The sequence below is a fragment of the Chitinophaga pinensis genome, assembly GCF_007896845.1.
Taxonomy (GTDB): domain Bacteria; phylum Bacteroidota; class Bacteroidia; order Chitinophagales; family Chitinophagaceae; genus Chitinophaga; species Chitinophaga pinensis_C.
In genome coordinates this window covers 133,738-156,272 of the sequence record NZ_VOHS01000008.1, presented here as the reverse complement: position 1 = coordinate 156,272, position 22,535 = coordinate 133,738, and the positions used below count along the sequence as shown (strand labels likewise).

At 45.1% G+C, this 22,535-nt stretch carries 20 protein-coding genes; 10 read left to right on the top strand and 10 right to left on the bottom strand.

Going from position 1 to position 22,535, the window contains the following annotated elements:
• Positions 1 to 24 precede the first annotated feature (24 nt).
• The 5 genes from ispF (at position 25) to FEF09_RS10820 (ending at position 5,281) form a co-directional block, all read left to right on the top strand.
• The gene (ispF, locus tag FEF09_RS10840) at positions 25 to 507 is read left to right on the top strand and encodes a 2-C-methyl-D-erythritol 2,4-cyclodiphosphate synthase (protein WP_146305126.1); all 483 of its coding nucleotides are present in this window, start codon (positions 25 to 27) and stop codon (positions 505 to 507) included.
• Positions 508 to 577: 70 nt separating this feature from the next.
• On the top strand, positions 578 to 1,021 hold the full coding sequence (dut, locus tag FEF09_RS10835) for a dUTP diphosphatase (protein ID WP_186774286.1): 444 nt from the start codon (positions 578 to 580) through the stop codon (positions 1,019 to 1,021).
• 3 nt (positions 1,022 to 1,024) lie between these two features.
• A complete protein-coding gene (locus FEF09_RS10830) occupies positions 1,025 to 2,863 on the top strand; it encodes a tetratricopeptide repeat protein (protein ID WP_146305125.1) in 1,839 nt (612 codons plus the stop codon).
• A 42-nt stretch (positions 2,864 to 2,905) separates the two neighbouring features.
• Complete coding sequence (locus FEF09_RS10825) at positions 2,906 to 3,739, top strand: DUF4292 domain-containing protein (protein ID WP_146305124.1); 834 nt, start codon at positions 2,906 to 2,908, stop codon at positions 3,737 to 3,739.
• Positions 3,740 to 3,751: 12 nt separating this feature from the next.
• Positions 3,752 to 5,281, top strand: coding sequence for a murein hydrolase activator EnvC family protein (locus FEF09_RS10820; RefSeq protein ID WP_146305123.1), 1,530 nt, complete (start codon positions 3,752 to 3,754; stop codon positions 5,279 to 5,281).
• 212 nt (positions 5,282 to 5,493) lie between these two features.
• On the opposite strand, the gene bshA is transcribed toward FEF09_RS10820, so the two are convergent.
• Positions 5,494 to 6,645, bottom strand: a complete 1,152-nt coding sequence (gene bshA, locus FEF09_RS10815) for an N-acetyl-alpha-D-glucosaminyl L-malate synthase BshA (protein WP_146305122.1) — start codon at positions 6,643 to 6,645, stop codon at positions 5,494 to 5,496.
• A 252-nt stretch (positions 6,646 to 6,897) separates the two neighbouring features.
• Here bshA and FEF09_RS10810 point away from each other — a divergent pair, with 252 nt between their 5' ends.
• Positions 6,898 to 8,274, top strand: a complete 1,377-nt coding sequence (locus FEF09_RS10810) for a M20/M25/M40 family metallo-hydrolase (RefSeq protein ID WP_146305121.1) — start codon at positions 6,898 to 6,900, stop codon at positions 8,272 to 8,274.
• Positions 8,275 to 8,298: 24 nt separating this feature from the next.
• Positions 8,299 to 8,676: a hypothetical protein gene (locus tag FEF09_RS10805; protein WP_146305120.1), complete on the top strand. Its 378-nt coding sequence runs from the start codon at positions 8,299 to 8,301 to the stop codon at positions 8,674 to 8,676.
• Positions 8,677 to 8,808: 132 nt separating this feature from the next.
• Here the strand turns inward: FEF09_RS10805 and FEF09_RS10800 are convergent, their stop codons facing one another.
• From FEF09_RS10800 to FEF09_RS10780, 5 genes are all read right to left on the bottom strand, one after another.
• Complete coding sequence (locus tag FEF09_RS10800) at positions 8,809 to 9,516, bottom strand: SAM-dependent methyltransferase (RefSeq protein WP_146305119.1); 708 nt, start codon at positions 9,514 to 9,516, stop codon at positions 8,809 to 8,811.
• Positions 9,500 to 10,279 carry an EI24 domain-containing protein gene (locus FEF09_RS10795; protein ID WP_146305118.1) on the bottom strand — a complete coding sequence of 260 codons (780 nt, stop codon included), beginning with the start codon at positions 10,277 to 10,279 and terminating at the stop codon, positions 9,500 to 9,502. The genes FEF09_RS10800 and FEF09_RS10795 overlap by 17 nt, the downstream gene beginning before the upstream one ends.
• A 157-nt stretch (positions 10,280 to 10,436) precedes the next feature.
• Positions 10,437 to 11,453, bottom strand: coding sequence for a PorP/SprF family type IX secretion system membrane protein (locus FEF09_RS10790; RefSeq protein ID WP_146305117.1), 1,017 nt, complete (start codon positions 11,451 to 11,453; stop codon positions 10,437 to 10,439).
• 203 nt (positions 11,454 to 11,656) lie between these two features.
• On the bottom strand, positions 11,657 to 12,310 hold the full coding sequence (upp, locus tag FEF09_RS10785) for a uracil phosphoribosyltransferase (protein WP_146305116.1): 654 nt from the start codon (positions 12,308 to 12,310) through the stop codon (positions 11,657 to 11,659).
• Between the two features lie 129 nt (positions 12,311 to 12,439).
• Positions 12,440 to 14,368 carry a von Willebrand factor type A domain-containing protein gene (locus tag FEF09_RS10780; protein ID WP_146305115.1) on the bottom strand — a complete coding sequence of 643 codons (1,929 nt, stop codon included), beginning with the start codon at positions 14,366 to 14,368 and terminating at the stop codon, positions 12,440 to 12,442.
• Between the two features lie 113 nt (positions 14,369 to 14,481).
• Between FEF09_RS10780 and FEF09_RS10775 the strand changes: the two genes are divergently transcribed.
• Positions 14,482 to 15,561, top strand: a complete 1,080-nt coding sequence (locus tag FEF09_RS10775) for an anhydro-N-acetylmuramic acid kinase (RefSeq protein WP_146305114.1) — start codon at positions 14,482 to 14,484, stop codon at positions 15,559 to 15,561.
• A 51-nt stretch (positions 15,562 to 15,612) separates the two neighbouring features.
• On the opposite strand, the gene ade is transcribed toward FEF09_RS10775, so the two are convergent.
• Positions 15,613 to 17,250 (bottom strand): adenine deaminase, encoded by a 1,638-nt coding sequence (gene ade, locus FEF09_RS10770; protein WP_146305113.1) that lies wholly within the window; start codon positions 17,248 to 17,250, stop codon positions 15,613 to 15,615.
• 12 nt (positions 17,251 to 17,262) lie between these two features.
• Positions 17,263 to 18,270, bottom strand: coding sequence for a helix-turn-helix transcriptional regulator (locus tag FEF09_RS10765; protein WP_146305112.1), 1,008 nt, complete (start codon positions 18,268 to 18,270; stop codon positions 17,263 to 17,265).
• Positions 18,271 to 18,371: 101 nt separating this feature from the next.
• On the opposite strand from FEF09_RS10765, the gene FEF09_RS10760 reads away from it, so the two are divergent.
• Positions 18,372 to 18,956: a hypothetical protein gene (locus tag FEF09_RS10760; RefSeq protein ID WP_146305111.1), complete on the top strand. Its 585-nt coding sequence runs from the start codon at positions 18,372 to 18,374 to the stop codon at positions 18,954 to 18,956.
• Positions 18,957 to 19,222: 266 nt separating this feature from the next.
• A complete protein-coding gene (locus tag FEF09_RS10755; protein WP_146305110.1) occupies positions 19,223 to 19,858 on the top strand; it encodes a peroxiredoxin in 636 nt (211 codons plus the stop codon).
• A gap of 367 nt (positions 19,859 to 20,225) precedes the next feature.
• Here the strand turns inward: FEF09_RS10755 and FEF09_RS10750 are convergent, their stop codons facing one another.
• Positions 20,226 to 20,969 (bottom strand): RluA family pseudouridine synthase, encoded by a 744-nt coding sequence (locus tag FEF09_RS10750; RefSeq protein WP_146305109.1) that lies wholly within the window; start codon positions 20,967 to 20,969, stop codon positions 20,226 to 20,228.
• A gap of 3 nt (positions 20,970 to 20,972) precedes the next feature.
• Positions 20,973 to 22,523 carry a pseudouridine synthase gene (locus FEF09_RS32820; RefSeq protein WP_261387410.1) on the bottom strand — a complete coding sequence of 517 codons (1,551 nt, stop codon included), beginning with the start codon at positions 22,521 to 22,523 and terminating at the stop codon, positions 20,973 to 20,975.
• Positions 22,524 to 22,535: the final 12 nt, after the last annotated feature.

Genomic DNA, 22,535 nt, shown 5'->3' with positions numbered 1-22,535 from the left:
TATTTCAAAGTTTATACATCTGTCATGACTAAATTGCGCATCGGGCTAGGGGTAGATTTTCACCAGTTAACAGAAGGACGAGATTTCTGGCTGGGTGGAGTATTGGTACCACACCACAAGGGCGCTCTGGGACATAGTGATGCGGATGTGCTGTTACACGCCATTTGCGATGCTATGCTGGGAGCTGCCAGTCTCGGGGATATCGGTCTTCATTTCCCTGATACAGACAACACGTACAAGAACATTGATAGCAAAATACTGCTGAAACGCACACTGGAACTGATCAATGAGAAAGGTTACCAGGTGGTAAATATTGATAGTACATTATGCCTGCAGGCGCCTAAAATCAAACCCTACGTTGTACAGATGCAGGAAACCATTGCCGGTATCCTGAATATCTCAACAGAGGAAGTGTCTATCAAAGCCACCACTACGGAGAAACTCGGCTTTGTAGGGCGTGAGGAAGGAGTGGTAGCATATGCCACCGTACTTCTGGAAAAAGCCTGATAACTTATCGTAAATCAACCAATTGTCTGTAGTCCTCTGACTATGGACTATTTAAAATACCTTTGCATCAATGGCAGCTATTACAGTTAAAATCATCAATAAATCCGCAAATCCGCTACCGGCCTATGCCACAGCAGAAGCGGCAGGAATGGACCTCAGGGCTAACCTGGAAACAGCTATTTCTTTACAACCTCTGGAAAGGATGCTTATTCCTACCGGCCTGTTCATGGAACTACCTACCGGCTACGAAGCCCAGATCAGGCCACGTAGCGGTCTGGCGATCAAACAGGGTTTAACACTCCTGAATACACCCGGCACAATTGATGCGGATTACAGAGGAGAGATCAAGGTCATCATGATCAACCTGTCCAACGAGCCACAGACAATCGCCCACGGTGAAAGGATCGCACAGATGGTGATCGCACCATTTGTACAGGCCCGGCTGGAAGCAGTTGAACTGCTCACAGAAACAGAACGTGGTGCCGGCGGTTTTGGCCACACCGGTAAATCTTAATAAATGTTCAGAACCCACAATAACGATAAAACCTTGCCCGTAATAAACAGTCTGCCGGCTTTCTGCAGACGCGTAAGCCGGTTGTCTTTGTTACTGGCAGGTTTTTGTTGTGTGTTGGGTTCCGCCTGCCGCACCGGCAAATCCGTTGCCTCCCGTCAGTCTTCCTCCCGGACAGTACACGTCATCCGGGACTCATCACTCCTGCAGCAAAGAGCCGACAGCCTTTTTTTCTCTGCAGAACGCTCCAAACTCCTCGGCGACTACCGCACTGCTATTACCCAGTTTTCTGACTACCTGCGCCTGAAAAGGAACAATCCTACTGCCTATTACGAGCTGGCCCGCCTCTTCATCGAGGTGCGCAATCCGCAATACGCACTGGGCTTTGCCCGCAGAGCAGCCAGTATGGATACTGCCAATAAGTGGTTCCAGATCACACTGGCAGATGCATTCGGTGTCAATGCACAGTTTGATAGTTCTGCTGCAGTATACGACCGTCTGGCTAAAAGATATCCCGAAAATGAAGAGTATATCTACAATAAAGGGATGTTCCTTTCCAAAGCAGATAAAACAGAAGCCGCACTGGCCGTCTTTGATACGCTTGAGGCAAGAACAGGTCTGGTAGAAGAACTGGCCTTTCAGAAGCAGCGGTTATATCTTAAACTGAACCGTATAGATGATGCTGCTGCAGAAGTACAGAAGCTCATCAATCAGAACCCGGAAGAAGTTAGATACTATCTCATCCTTGGTGATATTTACAATTCCAACGATCGTGTGGAAGAAGCAACAGCTATTTACAATGAAGTGCTGGAGCGTGATTCCACCAATCCGCGGGCATTGATAGCATTGTCCGGCTATGCGAAGAAGAATGGTGATATGGCACAATACTGGAAATACCTGACCCGTGCCTTTGCCAATCCTGATTACAGCATTGACGAGAAAGTTGCTTATGTGTATCCTTATCTGCAAATGCAGAAGCTGGATACCAGTAAATTAAAAGAAGGACTGCAACTGTCACAGCTGGTGATCAATGCACATCCGGAAGAAGCAAAAGCCTATGCATTGCAGGCTGATATGTTTTCTCAGGCCGGTATGCTGGATAGTGCCCTGATGGATTATAACAAAGCCGTCACACTGGATTCTACACGTTTTACCGTGTGGTATCAGCTGATGTGGATTTATTCCCGTCAGGAAGATCCGGCTAACCTTCTGAAAGTGAGCTCAATAGTTTCAGAGCGCTTTCCAAAGGAATTTATGGGCCATTATTTCAAAGGGGTGGCTAACTTTTTGCTGCAAAACTATCCTGCATCTATAGATGCGCTAAATATGGCTGTACAGACCGGAAACAATGGTGATAAAGGCACCCGGGCAGATGTTTATTCTCTGTTGGGGGATGCATATCATGCCACCGGTCAGCATCAGTTGTCAGATAGCTGTTATGACAAGTCATTGGCGATCAGACCTAATGACGCACTCGTATTGAACAATTTCAGCTATTATCTCTCCCTGAGAGGAGAACAGCTGAATAAGGCAGAAAGTATGTCAAAACGCTCGCTGGAGCTGGAACCTGAAAGCGCCAATTTTATGGATACCTACGCCTGGATCCTTTTCCGTATGGCCCGTTATGAACAGGCGAAAGAGTGGATGGAAAAGGCGTTACAGCATGATGACGCCCGGGACAATCCTGGAATGCTGGAACACTATGGAGATATCCTGTTTAATCTCCATGAAGTAGATAAAGCCCTTGAATATTGGCAGCTGGCCAAACAAAAGGGGGCGAATTCGGTAGGTTTAGCCCGCAAAATTGCAGAAAAACGGTATATACTTGCAACCGAAAGGGAATAGCGAACTTCCCGGTGAAAAAGGGAATGTATTGAATTAAAGATCATGATGAAGCAAACATTAGCACTGATAGTATTAGGTATTGTAAGCACGGGACTCTTTTCATGCAGGCATAGCCGCCAGATAGCAGGGACCTCTTTTCCGGTAACGGATACCACTCATCATCAGGCATCAGCAGCAGATAGCGCATCCATTGCTGCAGCAAATACTTTCAATAAAGAAATGCTCGCAAAACTGCGGGGCAATTATATCAGTTTTAACACCTTCTCCGCCAAACTAAAGGTTGATTTCGAAACGGAAGCCAAACAGATGTCAGGCATTAACGCCAACATGCGTATGCATAAAGACAGCATTATCTGGATCTCCGTATCTGCACCGATTATCGGAGAAGTTGCCAGAGCAATTATCACTCCGGATAGTCTGAAAGCAATCGATAAATTTCATAAAATCGCATACCTGCGCGACATGAAAAACGCAAAGGATCTGCTGAATATTCCTTTTGATTTTAAGACGCTGCAGGACCTGATTATTGGTAATCCTATCTATCTCACTGACTCAGTATATCAGGTAGTAAAAACACCATCTGTAATATCTTTTACCTGTGATAGTACCATGTTCACCAGCCTGTTCAATGTGTTTGCTGATGACTATGTACTGCAACAAAGCAAGGTGATGGATAAAGACAGTACACGCAAACGTTCGATAGAACTCACCTATGGTGAATACAAATCATTGGATAAAGTTAAATTTGCTACCCTCAGGCGGGTTTTTGTGGAAGAGAAGAACTACACAAAGATCAATATGGAATTTAACAAAATAGATTTCGAACAGCCGTTAAGCTTTCCATTCACGATTCCCTCCGGTTATTCGAGAGAGTAGGAATGTATTGGAATGTACCTGAAATTTGTAAATTGCTATTTTGCAGCTATCTTTAAAACCATCATGCTGAATCTGAAGAAGTTTTTCCCGTTTGTATTGATCTTAGGTTTACTACCGGCCTTGCTGAAAGCACAGGCTCCCCAATTGTCGCGGGAGGAACTCGAGCATAGAAAAAAAGAACTACAGCGTGAAATCGATGAAGCGAATGAAGCGCTGAAAAATACAAAGAAGTCTACCCGTGAAAGCGTAAGCCAGCTGAGAGCCTTACGTGATAAAATCACTTTACGTACCCGTCTTATCAATAACATCAACGAAGAGATCAACTTCATCAATGGCGATATCAACTCCGCCTACAGGGATATTAAAACCCTCGAGAAAGATCTGGATACTCTGAAGTCCCAGTATGCACAGCTGGTCGTATATGCGTATAAGAACCGCAGCACCTATGACATGCTAAACTTTATTTTCTCCGCCGAGACCTTCAACGACGCTATCAAGCGATACCAATACCTGAAACAATACCGGGATTATCGCCGCCGGCAGGCTGACAATATTCTGGAAACCAGAGTATTGCTGAGTAAGAAGATTGAAAGTCTGCAGGAACAGAAAGAAAAACGTTCTGGTACCCTGAAAGTAGAACAGGAGCAACGTACCATCCTTGAAACGGATAAGAAGGAGAAAGACAAGGTACTGACGAATCTGAAGGGACGTGAGAAAGAGTTGATGGCGGATATCACCAAGAACAAAAAAGATGCGCAGAAAGTACAGGCTGCTATTCAGGCGGTTATCCGTCGTGAGATAGAGATCGCCCGCAGACAGGCAGAAGAGGAAGCGGCTGCTAAACGTAAAGCTGCTGCTGACGAAAAGCGCAGAAAAGAAGAAGCTGCTAAAAAAGCTGCTGCCCTTGCTGCTGCAAATGCCGCCGCCGCAAAAGCTGCCGCTCAGGCTGCCCAGAATGCAAATAACAATAATGCTGTCGCGGCTAACGATAATAAACCGGATAAACCGGATCCAAAACCAGCTGAACCTGCGCCAAAGCCACCGGTAGCTACGCCTGCTCCGGAACCGGAAAAACCTGTACGTACAGAGAACGTACTGGAAGCAACACCAGAGGCACTGGCATTGTCAGAAAGTTTTGAAAGCAATCGTGGTAAACTGCCATGGCCGGTAAGCTCCGGGCATATCATCGGACATTTCGGTCGTCAGCAACATGCTGTAATTGAAAGAATTACGGTAGAGAATGACGGTGTGATCATCGGAACCGGCAAAGGAGCACCAGTAAAGGCAATCTTCCAGGGTGAGGTAAGAACTGTAGCTGTGATTCCGGGGGGTGGCTCACTGGTAATTATCAGACATGGTCAGTATTTTACCAACTATGCCCGTCTGCAGAGCGTAAATGTAAGAACAGGGGATAGGGTTAGTACTGGTCAGGTGATTGGTACAGCGGGTACCAATGAACTGGAAAACCTCGGAGAGGTAGAACTGCAGATCTACAGAGGTATACAGAAACAGAACCCTGAGTTCTGGATCAGAAAAAAATAACCAAAGTGCTTAACATATTAAAAAAGCCTCCGGAATCTGATTCCGGAGGCTTTTTTAATGCCCATTCTTCGTTTTTATTAAGCGAAAATGAAGGTCTGCCATCTGTATGACGCACAGCATTACCAATGTATCTAAAGCATTGGTTTCCCGGATAATAAAAAGCGGCGGTCAGTACATACTGACCGCCGCTTTTATATAAAAATCTTAAAGACTTATTTATCAACAGATTCCAACGCTCTGTTCATCACTTCTTCATACAAGGCCTCATATTGCGGGATGATATTGTCAATATGGAAACGTTGTGCCTGTTCAAGTGCACCTTTACGCATTGCGGCCAGTAATTTCTCGTCTTCCAGCAACTTAATGGCATTATCTGCCATGCTATCAACATCGCCTACCGGACTCAGGAAACCCGTTTTGCCATGAATATTTACTTCCGGTAAACCGCCTGCATTTGAGGAAATAACCGGTACTTCTGCTGCCATGGCTTCCAGTGCCGCCAGACCAAAGCTTTCATAGTCAGAAGGCAGTACAAAAAGGTCAGCAATTGACATTACATCTTCCAGCTGTTCCTGTTTACCAACAAAACGGATGTCTCCGCAGAGATTCATCTCGCGGCACATTGCCTCAATCGCTGGTCTGTCCGGACCATCGCCTACCAGCAGTAGTTTGGAAGGGACTCTTTCTCTTACCTTCTGGAATACTTTTACCACATCCGGCACACGCTTTACCTTACGGAAGTTGGATACGTGCAGTAGTATTTTTTCGCCGTTAGGCGCAATCGCATTCCTGAAATGCATCAGTTCTGAAGCCCGGCGTTTGAAGCGCTCGGTATCCACAAAGTTGTAAATGACCTCGATATCTTTCTCGATCTGGAATGATTTATAGGTCTCTTCGCGGAGATTATTAGATACAGCCGTAATAGCATCTGACTCATTAATAGAGAAAGTAACTACCGGTGCATAGGTCTTGTCTTTACCCACCAGGGTGATATCCGTACCATGGAGCGTTGTGATAAACGGTACAGTACGGCCCTGCTTGCTCACGATCTGTTTGGCCAGATAAGCCGTAGATGCATGCGGAATGGCATAGTGTACATGCAGCAGATCCAGCTGCTGATTCAGTATGACGTCTACCATTGTGCTGCTCAGTGCAGACTCGTAGGGAGGGAAATCAAATAGCGGGTAAGTAGGAACCTGCACCTCGTGATAATATATATTGGCATGAAAGGCATTGAGTCGCACAGGTTGCTGGTAAGTGATAAAATGGACCATATGTCCCTTATCCGCCAGTGCCTTCCCCAGTTCTGTTGCCAGTACGCCACTACCCCCATAAGTAGGGTAACATACTATTCCAATTCGCATGTGTTGTTATTTAAAACTTTAAAACGCTAAACGTCAGTGCCAGACGTTTAGCATCGAAATGCAGAACGCTTCACGCAGAACACAGTTTTTACGTTAATTACAGACTACAAAATTATAACATTTTAATTAGCTACCCCCTGTAATTGGGATTAGCGGCATGTTAAGGTTGTCTTGTCCGATTAATGTATGAGTGACCCATTTGAATAACAGGCTTATTTAATTAGTTTTAGTCCTTTAAAATTGACTGTGTTTATGAGAAATTACCTGCTGCCGGCACTGTTGGCCATCACCGTTCCGGTATGTGCACAACAGAAAGAGAATGATTCCCTGGCCTTAAGAAGCCTTGCTAACGAAGTGTTGACACACAGTAAGGCATATGCCAATCTGAAAGAGCTTACCCAGCAGGTAGGCGGCCGTCTTGCTGGATCGCCACAGATGGTGAAAGCAGAGAAATGGGGTGAAAAGGTATTGAAGGATGCAGGCGCTGATACCGTGTATCTGCAGGCCTGTCAGGTACCGCACTGGGTAAGGGGTGCGAAGGAGGAAGTCCGTATTATTTCCCGTCGTCGCGACTTTATACCCCCTTTAAACGTACTGGCCCTCGGTAACTCTGTAGGCAGTGCGCCAGCTGGTATTACTGCAACGGTAATTGAAATCGCTTCTTTTGAAGACCTGGAGGCAAAAAAAGATGAGATCAAAGGCAAGATCGTTTTCTATAACTATCACTTCAAACCGGAGCTGATCCGTACATTCGAATCTTATGGCGATGCGGTAAAATACCGTGGTCAGGGTGCCAGCCGGGCTGCCAGATATGGTGCGGTGGCGGTAGTTGTCCGTTCCATGACGCATGGTGCCAACAACCTTCCTCACACAGGCGCTATGAAGTATGATGAAGCTTTTCCAAAGATCCCTGCTGTGGCAATTGGTCTGGAAGACGCTGATCTGCTGAGCAACCGTCTGAAAGGTGAGTCCGACCTGAAATTATATCTCCGTACCAGCTGTAAAATGCTGCCTGATACGACTGGCCATAACGTGATCGGAGAGATCCGTGGTACTGAACAGCCTGACCAGATCATTACCGTAGGTGGTCACCTCGATTCATGGGATGTAAATGAAGGGGCACATGATGATGGTACCGGTTGTGTACAGTCCGTAGAACTGTTACGCGCATTCAAGGCTCTGGGTATTAAACCAAAGCATACTATCCGTGTTGTACTCTTTGCAAATGAAGAAAATGGTACCCGTGGTGGTAAGAAATATGCAGAAGTAGCAAAAGCAAAGGGAGAGCATCATATATTCGCACTGGAAAGTGATGCCGGTGGTTTTACCCCACGTGGTTTCTCCCTGATGATGCCTGATGAAAAGCGTGCAAAGATCGCTTCGTGGGCGCCGCTGTTCCTGCCATATGATGTATATGATTTTACAGCTGTTGGCGGTGGCGTAGACGTGGGAGAACTGTACGAAGCAATTGGTACCCCAATGGGAGAACTGATGCCTGATTCCCAGCGTTATTTCGACCTGCATCATGCTGCGAACGATACCTTTGAAGCCGTGAATAAGAGAGAACTGGAGCTGGGTGCATTCAGCATGACAGGATTGATCTACCTGATCGATAAATATGGATTGTAATCCTTACCTGATCAAATAAACAATATGCGCAGATTTCTTTTTATGGTAATCGGAGGTGTGCTCCTCGCATTGGTAGCGTTCTTTCTGTACAAGTACTACTTTGTATTTGGCCGCGGCGTGAAAGCCGGAGAACTAAACTATTTCGTGGAGAAAGGCTATGTCTTCAAAACCTATGAAGGCCGCCTCATTCAGAGTGGTTATCGCTCTAAACAACCCGGTGCCCTGCAATCCAATGAGTTCCAGTTTTCAGTAGCAGACGAACGTATCGCACAAAAGTTAATGACAGCCAGCGGTAAGTTTGTAGAATTGCATTACAAGGAATACCTCGGCGCAGTACCATGGAGAGGGTTTAGCAATTTTATTGTAGATAGTGTGATTACGGTGAGAGACGTCAATTATTAGCAATTAAACATTCAGCTGCTTATGGCAGCCTGCTATAAAACAATAGCCTGATCTGTCATTAGATCAGGCTATTGTTTTATTGTAAGCAGTATATTCATCAGGTGAAAGGTAATACAGCAGTACTTAATTATCTTACTGCGCCAACATCAGAAAGATCGCCGGTTTCTTATGCAGCTCCGGTAAAGCCTGTTTCCATGCTTTTACCGTCTTCGTTCGGATAAACTCTTCCGGGCCTGTAATATCAGCAGCCACGCATATCTGCGTACTGTCTTTACAGTTATCCAGTATATCCTTCAGCAACTGATTATTGCGGTAAGGCGTTTCTATGAAGAGCTGTGTTTGTTGTTTTTTCTGTGACTGCATTTCAAGGTCACGGATTGCTTTGATTCTTTCAGGCGGCTTTACCGGCAGATAGCCGACAAACTGAAAGTTCTGCCCATTCATACCCGAAGCCATCAATGCAAGCAGCATAGAGTTTGGCCCCACCATCGGAATGACAGGTGCCTCGATCGCATGTGCCACCTGCACAACAAGATGTCCCGGATCAGCAATCGCCGGACAACCCGCTTCACTGATCACACCAATATCCTTACCGGATAAAAGTAGCTGTTTGGCCAGCGCAGTATCAGGAGGCTGATGTTCTGACATCAGCAATAATTGCAAAGCATCGATATTAATGCTTTTATCAAGCGCCTTCAGATATCTTCTGGCTGTACGTTCATTCTCCACAAAGAATACGCTGATCTGCTGTACCACCGGTGTTACATACGCAGGGATGGTATGTAATGTGTCTGCACTTAATACAGTAGGGATCAGGTATACCTTACCAGGTTGCGCCATGCAATAATCTTTTGTCGGATAAGTGAATAGTGGCGGCAATGACTGCATAGGAAGGAGCCATTACCCATCCCAGTATTGGAATGAACATGAGGATGTAAAATACCATCCCGTTGCCCAACGCAATACCTCTGTGTCCTTTGATGAAACGGATGCTTTGTTTCGGACTCATTTGATGTCTTTCACAACTGTAATCGACCATGGAGAAACCATAGAAATAACACTCTATAAAGAACGCAAAGAGTGGTGTGATCCAACCGACGATCGGTATGAAAGACAATATGATCAGGAATATTACACAGATGGTCTGATACAACATGTTACGCAGTGATATTACAATACCTCTGCCCATGTCTTTCAGGAACTGCTGCATGCTGAATGGGAAATCGCGTCTCTCCAATATCGCCTCCGTCTTTTCCGATAGATAGGCAAACAGGGGAGAACCCAATATCAGAAAGAGATATTTGTAATAGGAAAAATATAATAGCAATATCATAATCCTGATAGAGAAGGCCAGTAGAATAAAAAAGAAACTGACCCAGCTACTTTCAAGATCCTGTATCCATATTTTAAGTGGAAGGAGGTTAAAAAGGTATTCAACAAACTCTCCGGAATATCCCCAGACAAAATAGCTGCCTGTCATAAATAGTATGCAGTAAAGGATACCGGGCACAAGTATCCACTTCCATAACCTGTGCTGCATAATAAACTGATGTGCCTTCCCATATGCCTGAATGGCCGCCAGTACTTCTCTGAATGAAAACAAAATCCTGGATTTTAGTGGTTAGTTATTCGCTATAAGCATTGATCCGGTTGTAAGTAACTAAAAATCAGTGGAACAATGTTAAAAAATATATACGGACAATAAAAAACCTGCCAGCTTATGCAACTGGCAGGTTCTTTTGAAATATCTTTTTATCAGATCAGAACCTCGGACAGAGAGTTCTGTATTTGCTTCCTTCATTGCGTCTATGCACATAGATAATGGACAACTCCATACCACCGCGATAGTTAGAGGCAGGTTTCAGCGTAGATACGTTGGTGTCATAAGAAGCACCGATGGTGAAACCGTTGATCTCAAGACCTATATAAGGGTTGATCGCATCTTTTATACGATACCAGCTACCAAGGTAGAAGGTAGTCGGGTTTTCATCATCTCCATTCAGGTTGAAGCCGTAAGCACCACCGAAGGAGAACTCAGATGCAGTACTCTGTTTCATGTACAATGCACTGAAGTGAATGCGGTTCGCACCATTCACAGGTACAGAACCACCACCATGCACAGTATACCTTGAAGTCAGGCGGTTGTTGTTCTGCGCCATGAAAGTTTCGGTAGGCTGTGTAATGTGATAATAGGAAGCACCTACATAGATATTGGAAGATTCGCCTACAAGACCATTATACAGGATACCAATATTTGGATCGAAGTAAGAGATGGTCGGATTGACAAAAGTTTCGCCGCTTGGAATAGCCGGATTGTATCCGTTATTGTCGATCTGGTTTTCGAATACCAGTTTCGTCTGGTCCAGGCGCTTTTGTACCAACGTTCCCTGCAGACCTACTGCCAGGGTGTGGTTACCTTCGGGATCCAATCCTTTATGATAGGCTGTACTAAAGCTCAGGTATGTAGAGGTCAATGCACCACCGCCTGTTCTGTCGTACATCGCCATTATACCAACACCCCAGATGTCAGTATAAGACAGTACATTTTTCAGAATGCCGAAGTCCACTGCTGCGGTTCCGGTGGTAAATGGAGTCGAAATACTTCTCCACTGTGAACGATAGTTCCCTGAGACACGAAAATCGCCTGAAAACAGGCCGGTCATTGCCGGATTAAGTGTGAGCGGGGAAGCGAAGAACTGCGAAAAATGCGGGTCCTGCGCCCTGGCCGGGTTCATCAGATAAAGGGCAATCGTGAAAAACAGCAACACTTTTTTCATAAAAAAATACTTATAAGTATAGGGTTTTCTCATGGTTCCATGTGAAGGTACACAATGATACTCATATTCCAAATTAAAAATATATAACATTGTGTTAGAGAAATCCCTAAAGTGTTATAAATGAATGCTTAAACAGTCTTGTTTTTATTTGGCTGACTACTCAATTTTTTTGAAATTGATCCATTCTCACGAATAACTGGTTTTTACTGCTGTAGCTTGTTTCCAAATGCGAGGTCTCCGGCATCTCCAAGTCCTGGAACAATGTATCCTTTGGCCGTTAGTTCATCATCAATATCACCGGCCCAGATGCTCAGATTACTGTCGGCGTGTCTTTGTACATACTCAATTCCTACGGTACAGGCGATGGCTACTACGAGGTGGATATGCTTAGGTTTACCCAGGCTTTGCAGGTGTTCGATGGTTTTCACCAAAGAAGCGCCGGTTGCAAGCATGGGGTCAGAAAGTATAACCACCTGATCATCAATAGACGGACTGGATACGTACTCCAGATTGATATCAAATGTGCCGTCGTGTTTATGCTTACGGTAAGCAGAAATAAAGGCATGATCAGCTTTATCAAAGTAGTGCAGCAAACCCTGGTGTAATGCCAGGCCTGCTCTCAGGATAGTAGCAAGAACGGGTTGTTGTTTTAATACCCGGCAGTTGGCAATACCAAGCGGCGTCTGTATCTCTTTCTCCTCGTATTCCAACGTCTTGCTGATCTCGTAAGCCGCAATTTCACCCACTCTTTCCATATTGCGTCTGAAACGCATACGGTCTGTCTGGATTTCTGCGCTTCTAATCTCACTCAACCATTCTCCTACTAACGAATTGGTACTACTTAGATTCACTATCATGAGTGCAAAATACCAAAATTTTCAGAGCCTGGAAATCTAAATAACAATAATGCAACGAAAATGTGGTTCAGGATCCGAAAACCCTGAACCACCCGGGAAAAACAAGGAAGAAAGGCCGGCTAAAACGAACTATTTTGTGCCATGATTGTTACTGATTAATTGCGCTTTTTTTACCAATTGAATAAACTCCGCCCTGTATCCCTCTTCGTCCGTCCCGCGTGCATTTCCAGCCAGTTTCAGTACCTGTTCATAGCTGGCATTGCCCTTGTGTTCGGAATTACGCAGTAACAGTCCGAAATCCGCAACTGCAGTGGCCATACGGAAATCTTCCGGTGCAGTGCTGATATCCTGCTGTTTCCAGTGTAATACCTGCGAAATCAGCTGACTGCTGCTGTCCGCTGGGTTTTTATACCGCAGCTTTACAGTTAGCACTTCCGTGTTATTACCGGCCACAGGCTGTTGCTGCTGGTATTTCAACGGGTCTACCGTCGGTTGACCGGTCTTGACGCCTACCGGTACAATTTCGTACAGGGCTGTCACAGTATGGCCTGCACCCATATCACCGGCGTCTTTCTTATCGTCATTGAAATCTTCATTATTAAGTAATCTGTTTTCATAACCGACCAGCCTGTACGATTGTACATACTTAGGGTTAAACTCCACCTGCAGCTTTACATCTTTCGCAATGGTAAACAACGTACCGCCGAATTCGGTAGCAAATGTGCGGCGTGCCTCTTCAAAATTGTCGATATAGGCATAGTTACCGTTTCCTTTATCAGCCAGCAGTTCCAGCTTGTTGTCTTTGTAGTTGCCCATACCAAAACCCAGTACGGAAAGGAATATACCTTTTTCGCGTTCTTTCTCAATGATGCGTTGCAGTTCACCATCGCTGGAAGGTCCTACATTAAAGTCTCCGTCTGTCGCAATGATCACACGGTTATTACCGTTCTTCAGCAGATATTCAGCAGCAGTTTTATAGGCCAGTTGTACACCTGCTCCGCCGGCAGTGGATCCTCCGGCTTCGAGTTTGTCCAGTGCATCCAGTATAGCTGTTTTATGTTCGCCGGAAGTAGAAGGGAGTACCAGTCCTGCAGCACCCGCATATACCACAATCGCCACTCTGTCCACTGGTCTTAACTGGTTAACCAGTAATTTGAATGCCTGTTTTACCAGTGGCAGTTTATTAGCATCACTCATAGAACCTGATACATCGATCAGGAATACGAGATTGGAAGGAGGGAGGTTGTCTTTTGCCACATCCTTTCCTTTTAAGGCGATACGTACCAGCTGATGCGCCGTATTCCACGGACACACTGCCATATCAGTATGTACAGCCACCGGTGCATTATTAGTCGGATTACTGTATTTGTAATCAAAATAGTTGATCATTTCCTCTACTCTCACCGCATCTGTTGGCGGCATATTGCCTTCATTCAGAAAACGACGTATGTTGGAATAAGACGCCCTGTCCACATCGATAGAGAAGGTGCTGAGCGGATCGCTGGTAACAGTATGGAAGCTGTTTTCATTCACAGGACTATAGTCTTCTGTATTGGCCTGTGGCGCCCTTGATCCATAGATTGCCGGATTGTTAACTGTTACATAATTGTACGCTATCATCGGAGCTGATTCCGCAGCTTCCACTTCTTTTGTTCTCATCCGTTTGTCAGACCTTGTAACCACCACTTCGTTCAGACTTTTATTATCTGCTTTCAGACGGATATTGAATGTTGATCCTGCCATATTTTTCTGCAACGTAAGCGTTTGGGATGTGTACCCGATGTACGTGACATATATGACCGTTGTCGTATCTATCAGTACCTCAAAGCCGCCATCACTGTTGGTGGCTACACCTTGTCTGCTATTTTTCCCGCCTATCTTGACCGTGGCGCCGGAAATGGGCGTCTTGTCATTACTATCGATAACCCGGCCTTTTATTTTGACTGTTTTAGCAACAGGAGATGTTGAGGAGGTCGATTGTGCAAATCCTTCATGAGGTATACCTGCCATACTGAAAGCCATAAAGCCCAGGAGCAGAAGAGTGAGATGTTTTTGCATGGCACATTGTTTTGAGTCCGCATTTAAGATGCAGTACTACCCACTGATTCCATAAAACCCGAAAAAAAATTATGAAAGCGGCACATTATTTACTTTTGCACAAATTTTACCGCATGGTTTATAATGTAATTGGCGTAACGTCAGGCACTTCGCTGGCAGGATTGGACCTGGTTTTTGTGGCATTGACAGAAGTACGTGGAAAATGGACTTATGAAATAAAGGCGGCGGAACGCCTGGCATATACCTCCGAATGGGAGGAAAAACTAAGTGCTGCGGCAGATCTGTCTGCCCGGGATTATCTGTTGCTTCATGCTGAATATGGCCATTTTACCGGTCATGCTATCAATCAGTTCATTACACAGCATGAACTGGATCATAAAGTACATTTTATTGCGGCGCACGGACATACCGTGTTTCATGTGCCGGCACAGAAAATGACCGCTCAGCTGGGAGATGGCGCTGCGATTGCGGCTGTTACCGGCTTGCCTGTAATCAGTGATCTGCGTGCAATGGACATCGCCCTTGGCGGAAAAGGCGGACCAATATTACCAATAGCAGAACAACTGCTGTTCCCTGATTATCGTTTCCGCGTGAATCTGGGAGAAAATGCCTCCATCGCTGCCGAAAAGGATGGTCAGCTGGTCGCCTTTGATGTTTGCCCGGCTAATTATGTGCTGGATACCCTGGCGGGAATGCTGGGCCGCGCATTTGACGAAGAAGGTAAACTGGCTGCCGGCGGCGTCACTGATCAGAACCTGCTGGATGCGCTGAACGGTCTCGCTTTCTACAAAGAAAAATATCCAAAGACACTGGCTGCAAAATTCGGAACAGGTACTATTCTGCCGATGATCCAGCAACACCAGCTGTCAACACAAGGTAAACTGAATACATATACCCATCATATTGCCGCGCAAATATCAGCAGCTGTACAGCAACTGACGCCACAGGAAGAAGGAGCAACCCACTCGCTCCTGCTGACAGGTGGTGGTACAAAAAATACTTACCTCGTAGCGACCATACAACAGGCCCTACAGGCGCAGAATATCACGGTAACTGTACAGGACGAACCTTTCAGAAATGCACTGATGATTGCTTTGTCAGGTGCATTACGCTGGAGACAGGAGCCCAATGCACTGGCAACTGTAACAGGTGCAGAGAAAGATAGTGTGGGTGGCGCTTTGTGGGCAGTATAACAAACAAATTGCAGGTATATGCGCGCATATACCTGCAATTTTGATTATCTCTTATAAAACAGCTGCTGTAAAACTGAAGTTATCCCCGTCAAACAGCCCCTTATCACTCAGTTTCAAATGAGGAATCACCAACAGTGCCATGAACGATAATGTCATGAATGGCGCATCCAGTTTACTGCCCAGCGCTTTCGCCGCTTTATCCAGCTGACTGTATTGTGCGGCGACTTCATAACCATCCAGATTACTCATCAATCCGGCAACAGGTAAAGGCAATATACTTACTTCACCATTGCTGACCACACTCACGCCTCCTTTGTGTGCAATGACTGCATTGACAGCCTGCGCAATGCTTTCATCATCTACACCCACTGCAATGATATTATGACTATCATGTGCTACAGAAGATGCAATAGCACCTTGTTTAAAGCCAAAGTTCCTGATAAAACCTAATGCAACAGGCGCTTCCTGATAACGGTTCACCACAGCCAGCTTCAGTATGTCTTTTTCTGTTGATGAGAATAACTGATTATTTGTTACCGGTAAAGTCTCTGTAAAACTATTGGTGATCAGTTGACCATCCAGTGCCTCAATCACTTTCACTTTTGCTGTTATACCGTCAGCGGTAATACGAAAATCACTACCTGATTTCGGTGTGCAGGAAAAGTTGTTGATCACCGGTGCAATAACAGACGGAATCAGCGTTTCTCCATTTTGTGCTACCAGCTCACCATTGATATAAGTAGCTTTGATGTTAAATGTATCAGGATGATCTGCAATGATAAAGTCAGCAGGATCGCCTACACGTAATAACCCTGCAGGGATCTTGTAATGTAATACGGGATTCACACAGGCAGCACGTAATACTTTAAACAGATCGATCTTCAATGCCAGTGCTCTTCTTACCAATGCATCAATATGCCCTTCCACAAGATTGTCCGGATGTTTATCATCACTACAGAACATGATCTTTTCAGGGTGATCATGCAAAAGGTGTATGAGCGCGTCGAAATTGCGCGCAGCGCTGCCTTCCCTGATCAGGATATGCATGCCGTATTGCAGTTTATCGAGTGCTTCTGCTGCAGTAAAACATTCGTGATCCGTACTGATACCGGCAGCGATATATTTTTTTGCATCTTCTCCACGCAGACCCGGTGCGTGTCCGTCAACAGGTTTGCCAATACGTTTTGCAGCTGCGATTTTAGCCATTACATCCGCTTGTTCATGCAATACACCCGGAAAGTTCATCATCTCGGTAAGATAGAGCACTTCCGGTTTTTGCAGTAAAGCTTCCACATCTGCTACCGTTACTTCAGCACCTGCTGTTTCAAAGATCGTGGCAGGTACGCAGGAAGGTGCACCAAAGCAGAATTTAAAAGGAACAGTCTTTCCGTTGTCCAGCATATATTCAACACCTTGTACACCGAGTACATTCGCTATTTCATGCGGATCTGAAACGGTGGCAACAGTGCCATGTACCACAGCGAGTCTGGCGAATTGTGAGGGCGTAAGCATAGAGCTTTCCACGTGTACGTGCGCATCAACAAAACCCGGCAACAGATATTGTTCATGTGTAATAGTGTCTTCTGTAATACCGGCGATACGGCCGTTTTCAACAGTGATGGTAGCAGGATAGATCTTCTGTTGCAGAATGTCTATCAGGTTACCCGATATTTGAAAAGAGGTAGACATGCCCGGATGATTTTATGATGAATAATTCTGCAGCATTTTTTTTGCTTCTGCTGCCAGCTTTTCTGTCAGTGCCGCAGGTTGCAGCACTTTCACATTTGCGCCATAACTCAGGAGCAACATCTGTAGCTCATGATTGATCACAACATTGATAGAAATACGGCATTCCTTGTCATTGTCTTTTTCAACCTGCTGTGAAGGATGGATAGGTTGTGACTTGATATACTTGCCCTGCAATGGCGTAAAGGCCAATATCACTTTCTCCGGTTCGCCCTGTGGTACTGTTACACCGATGGCATGCTGATAATAACTGGCATCATCAAAGTTCTTTTCGTCGAATGTTTTGTTGGTCGGCCATATGTCTACAATCCTGTCCAGCGCGAATGTCAGCAGCGTACCACCTTTTGCTTTCTGACTCTTACCGATCAGGTAAAAGCGGTACTGATATTCACGCAGGTGATAAGGTTCTACCCAATGTTCTTTTGGCTCATTCCTGTCAAAACTCTGATACGCGATACGTATCACTTCTCTGCCTTTAATCGCATCTACGATGAATGGTATATGCGCAGCACCTTTATACTGTGTAGTACGGGCAAATTTGATCAGTCCTTTGTGCTCCAGCACTTCCCTGTTCTTTTTCAGACTGGTCGCTATTTTGAGGATAGCGTCCTCAAACTGCACAATGACAGGAAGACTGCGGAATTGCTCCAGTATACCGATGGCGATTTCCAGCCCCTGGAGATCCGCTTCGTCGATAGGCAGACTATTGATAGAGTATGTTTCGTCAGTATAACGATAAGTGCCTGTACTGCGATCGTACAGGATAGGCGCCTTATAGTTCAGTTCGGGGTCATGGCGCATGTCCTGAATATCTTTCTGGATAGTACGTACGGAAATGGTGGAGTCCATTTTTCCGGATACGAACTCAATCAGATCCTCCAGGGTGGGTTTTCTCAAACGCTTGTTGCGTAAACGCTCGTCTATCCAGCGATAACGCGAAACAGCATCCTTGTTTTTAGGCATGCATGAAAATATTTAGAGGATAAAAATAGTTAAAATTCGCTACGCAAATTCTCTGCGTTTTGCACTGGTATCTTTGTATTGTTATCAACAACTAATCGGTTATGAAACAGACAAATACCGCTACTGTTAGTACCTCCGAAGCAATATCAGTTGGCCAGATCATCCTGGATGATACCAATTATTTAACCTTCTGGGGCCATATCAGAAAAGATGATACCTGGCAGCGTTGTGACTTCATTACAACCTACGAAGTGTTAAATACCATGTTACGCTATGTGCAGGACAGAAGTGATGCTGTGCAGATGATAATCGTGCAGAAACTGGAGAACATGGAGCAGATCCCGGATATGATAGATCTGGAGATGGAGCTGGGAAAAGCAGTGTTGTTTGATAACATGTATTTCAGGTTAGCCCGCCCCGGAAACCGTGAAAACGGTAGCTGGGTTGAATATACAGCAGGTGAATGCTACTATATAGAGCAGGTGACCCCATTACCTTCTGCCAGCGTACCCCATTACGTCAGAAAAATAGACCATTGTATGGAGATGCTTCACAAAAGCTATGAACTGTACCTCGGGTATATTGAACTGGAATTTGATGAAGACGCAGCACGAAAAAAAGCCGATCTGGCAGACGATCTGAAATTTACACTGGCATATTATGCCTGGAAAGAAAGAACCTTATAAACTCATACCCCGTACTATTCTCGTGAACCCCTGAATGAACCCTGAAAAACCCTGATAACCCCGAAAAAGCGACCCGGTAACCCCTACGGTGTTGTGTTGCGCTTCTTAGGTAAGCGTTATCCCTGATACCTTTTGCGTCCAGTTGTTTGTCTTAACTCCGCCCTGCCTGTTCTTCAGGCAGGGAATTTTTTTTTGAAAAATCATCGTAAAGTCTATAATATTTGTAGGAAAATCCTATTTTTGAATACTCTAAAACAAGAGAACTTATGAGCTTAAGATTAGGAGATACCGCACCGAACTTTCAGGCTAAGACTTCACAAGGTGATATTGATTTTTATGAGTTCCTGGGAGATAGCTGGGGAGTATTGTTTTCCCATCCGGCAGATTACACACCGGTATGTACTACCGAATTAGGTAAAACTGCACAGCTGAAAGATGAGTTCGCAAAGCGTAATGTTAAAGTACTGGCGCTGAGCGTAGATCCTCTGGAAAAACACCTCGGTTGGATCAACGATATCAATGAAACACAGAACACAGATGTTCAGTTTCCTATTATCGCTGACGAAGACAGGAAAGTTTCCGATCTTTATGATATGATTCATCCGAATGCTTCAGAAACCTTCACTGTAAGGTCACTGTTCATCATCGGACCAGATAAAAAAGTAAAATTGATGATCACTTATCCGGCTTCAACCGGCAGAAACTTTAACGAGATTCTGCGTGTGATCGACTCTCTGCAGCTGACTGCTAACTATAGCGTAGCGACTCCTGCAAACTGGGTTGACGGTGAAGACGTTATCGTGACACCTGCGGTGAAAACCGAAGATATTCCGGGTCGCTTCCCGAAAGGTCACAAGATCATCAAGCCTTACTTAAGAACAACTCCTCAGCCGAACAAATAAGGCCGAAAGCTGTTAACAAGTAGGTAAATTGACAAACTTGTCCGTTTAAAACCTGCACCAGACGTGTGTCAGGTTTTTATTCATAAGATTTTTTAATGGTTGGTTTTTGATTTTTACGAAACGGGGATTTCTCCCCGTTTTTTCTTTTTATACCAGTCTGTAAAGGCGGTTTCAGGTACCACAGATACCCGGCACCGCCTTTAATATTGTGATTAAGACCTATAGATAATACGGTTGTAATGAGATTGTAATGGACATGAGGTGGACTTGATACGTATCTGTTAAATACCTGATAGGGTAGATGCGGGTACAAAAAAAGGCGGTCTCTTGTCGAAACCGCCTGTATATCAATAGTATATATGCTCTTTTATAAAACCAGCTCAGTGCTTCTGCCGCTGTTTTTACGCAACTGCGTTACAACTGCCTGAATATCTTTTGGCAGTGGGGCTTCCACCACATTTTCTTCTCCCTGCTGATCTTTGAATTGTAACTGCCATGCATGCAGTCCGAGTCTGCTCAATAACGGCCGTTCTTCTTCTACTCTTTTACCCAGTTTATAGTTCTTCTTGATAGCAGACAAATAAACCGGCGCAGCAGTGCCATATAGCTCGTCTACAGCGATCGGATGGCCCAGATGCTTCATATGTACACGGATCTGGTGGGTACGGCCTGTATGGATCTGTAATTGCACCAGACTGTAGAGACCAAAAGCTTCCAGTACCTGATAGTCAGTCAGGGCATTTTTACCCTTTCTGTTAGTCACCATTCTACCCTTGATGGTCGGATGTTCCATGATGGCTTCATCCACACTGCCTGTTTCCGGATGTAACTGTCCGTTTACCAGTCCTTTATAGAATTTCTTCACGTTACGGCCTTCAAACAGCTGGGAATAATATTTATGTGCTGTCTCATTTTTGGCAAACAGGATCACACCACTGGTGTCTTTATCCAGACGGTGTACAGTGAAGATTTCACCGTAATGCTTTTTCAGCAATCCCTGTAGGGAATCCAGCTGATTATCATGCCTGTCCGGAATGGTCAGCATACCCGCAGGTTTGTTCAGAATAACAAAATCTGCTGTTTCTTTTATGATGATGTCGTTAATGCGCATAGTTTACTTAAAGTGCTTCAGAAGGATGATCTCTTTTTCTGTCAGGAAACGCCATTTACCACGATTGATATTCTTCTTGGTAAGGCCGGCGTAGGTAACACGGTCCAGTTTTTCCACTTCATACTCCAGATGTTCAAAAATGCGGCGTACGATACGGTTTTTACCACTGTGGATCTCTATACCAACCTGTGTTTTATCACCAGCTTCCACATAACCCAGTGCATCTACATTGGCAACACCGTCTTCCAGTGTTACACCTTGTAAGATGTTTTCGAAATGTGCTTTGGTCAGTGGTTTATTCAGTCCTACGTGATAGATCTTTTTGATATTATGTTTCGGATGAGCCAGTTTCTGGGCCAGTTCGCCGTCATTGGTGAGCAGCAGCAAGCCGGAAGTATTACGGTCAAGACGACCTACCGGATATACACGCTGTTCTTCCGTAGTAGCATCCTGAATCAGTTCCATAACTGTTTTACGGCCTTCCGGATCATCAGTAGTTGTGATGTATCCTTTCGGTTTGTTCAACAGGATGTATACCAGATTTTTCTGGATATTGATCTTTCTGTTGTTGATCGCCACTTCATCTTTCGCAGTTACTTTAAACGCCGGCTCAGTAACGAGTTCGCCGTTTACAGTTACTTTTCCTTCTTTCACAAAATCCACTGCTTTTCTGCGGGAGCAGAGGCCGGAGTGTGCGATGTATTTATTCAGGGGCATTTCGCCGGGTGCATTACCGGATTCTTCGTTCTTTGATGATCTTTTGCCATATGAATCGTCTTCATGGCGTGCCCTTCTGGTCGCCAGTTTACGATCCTGTTTACCGGCAAAACGTTCATTAGCAGTATCAAAGTATTTTTTACGGTTAAAGCCGCTTGGTGTAGGACGTTCGTCTCTGCTACCGCGTTTACCGGCTTTTTTATCGTCAGTGCCATGGAAAGCACTATCGTCTGCCTGCTGCGGTTTTGGCTTGAAAGGCGTTCTGCCGCTGGCAGTTTTGCGTACAGGTTCTATGCGACGTCTGCGGCCGTTTTCATCTCTTTCAGGACGTTTGGAAGCTGGTTTTTCAGCACCGTCTTTACGGAAGCCACGGGGACCTTTGTGCTCGCTGTCTTTCTCTTTACGTTCGGTACGGAAAGGACGGTCACTTTTTTTGAAGTCTCCACGGTCATTATTATCATCTTCTTTACGTGCAGGACGGAAAGGACGTTCGTTTCTTTTGAAATCTCCGCGTTCCTTGTTATCATCGTCTTTACGTGCCGGACGGAAAGGGCGTTCGTTTCTTTTGAAATCTCCGCGCTCCTTGTTATCGTCGTCTTTACGCGCCGGACGGAAAGGACGTTCACCTCTTTTGGAGGCTTCGCGGCCATTGTTTTCATTATCACTGCGTTCGCTGCGGAAAGGGCGTTCACCTCTTTTATCGCCGCGACCCGGCTTTTCATCATCACCTCTTTTGCGGTCAGTGTTGCCAAAGCGTTGACCACCTTTATTGGAACTGCTGCTTTTATTTTCCTTGAAAGGGGAAAATCCTTTCTTAGCAGGTGTATTTTTTCTCATCTGTTTGTTTTT

Excerpts from the sequence above, each read along its gene's own strand:
- ispF (WP_146305126.1), top strand. The coding sequence starts at position 25 with ATGACTAAATTGCGCATCGGGCTAGGGGTAGATTTTCACCAGTTAACA.
- dut (WP_186774286.1), top strand. The coding sequence starts at position 578 with ATGGCAGCTATTACAGTTAAAATCATCAATAAATCCGCAAATCCGCTA.
- FEF09_RS10830 (WP_146305125.1), top strand. The coding sequence starts at position 1,025 with ATGTTCAGAACCCACAATAACGATAAAACCTTGCCCGTAATAAACAGT.
- FEF09_RS10825 (WP_146305124.1), top strand. The coding sequence starts at position 2,906 with ATGATGAAGCAAACATTAGCACTGATAGTATTAGGTATTGTAAGCACG.
- FEF09_RS10820 (WP_146305123.1), top strand. The coding sequence starts at position 3,752 with ATGTACCTGAAATTTGTAAATTGCTATTTTGCAGCTATCTTTAAAACC.
- bshA (WP_146305122.1), bottom strand. The coding sequence starts at position 6,645 with ATGCGAATTGGAATAGTATGTTACCCTACTTATGGGGGTAGTGGCGTA.
- FEF09_RS10810 (WP_146305121.1), top strand. The coding sequence starts at position 6,898 with ATGAGAAATTACCTGCTGCCGGCACTGTTGGCCATCACCGTTCCGGTA.
- FEF09_RS10805 (WP_146305120.1), top strand. The coding sequence starts at position 8,299 with ATGCGCAGATTTCTTTTTATGGTAATCGGAGGTGTGCTCCTCGCATTG.
- FEF09_RS10800 (WP_146305119.1), bottom strand. The coding sequence starts at position 9,516 with ATGGCGCAACCTGGTAAGGTATACCTGATCCCTACTGTATTAAGTGCA.
- FEF09_RS10790 (WP_146305117.1), bottom strand. The coding sequence starts at position 11,453 with ATGAAAAAAGTGTTGCTGTTTTTCACGATTGCCCTTTATCTGATGAAC.
- upp (WP_146305116.1), bottom strand. The coding sequence starts at position 12,310 with ATGATAGTGAATCTAAGTAGTACCAATTCGTTAGTAGGAGAATGGTTG.
- FEF09_RS10780 (WP_146305115.1), bottom strand. The coding sequence starts at position 14,368 with ATGCAAAAACATCTCACTCTTCTGCTCCTGGGCTTTATGGCTTTCAGT.
- FEF09_RS10775 (WP_146305114.1), top strand. The coding sequence starts at position 14,482 with ATGGTTTATAATGTAATTGGCGTAACGTCAGGCACTTCGCTGGCAGGA.
- ade (WP_146305113.1), bottom strand. The coding sequence starts at position 17,250 with ATGTCTACCTCTTTTCAAATATCGGGTAACCTGATAGACATTCTGCAA.
- FEF09_RS10765 (WP_146305112.1), bottom strand. The coding sequence starts at position 18,270 with ATGCCTAAAAACAAGGATGCTGTTTCGCGTTATCGCTGGATAGACGAG.
- FEF09_RS10760 (WP_146305111.1), top strand. The coding sequence starts at position 18,372 with ATGAAACAGACAAATACCGCTACTGTTAGTACCTCCGAAGCAATATCA.
- FEF09_RS10755 (WP_146305110.1), top strand. The coding sequence starts at position 19,223 with ATGAGCTTAAGATTAGGAGATACCGCACCGAACTTTCAGGCTAAGACT.
- FEF09_RS10750 (WP_146305109.1), bottom strand. The coding sequence starts at position 20,969 with ATGCGCATTAACGACATCATCATAAAAGAAACAGCAGATTTTGTTATT.
- FEF09_RS32820 (WP_261387410.1), bottom strand. The coding sequence starts at position 22,523 with ATGAGAAAAAATACACCTGCTAAGAAAGGATTTTCCCCTTTCAAGGAA.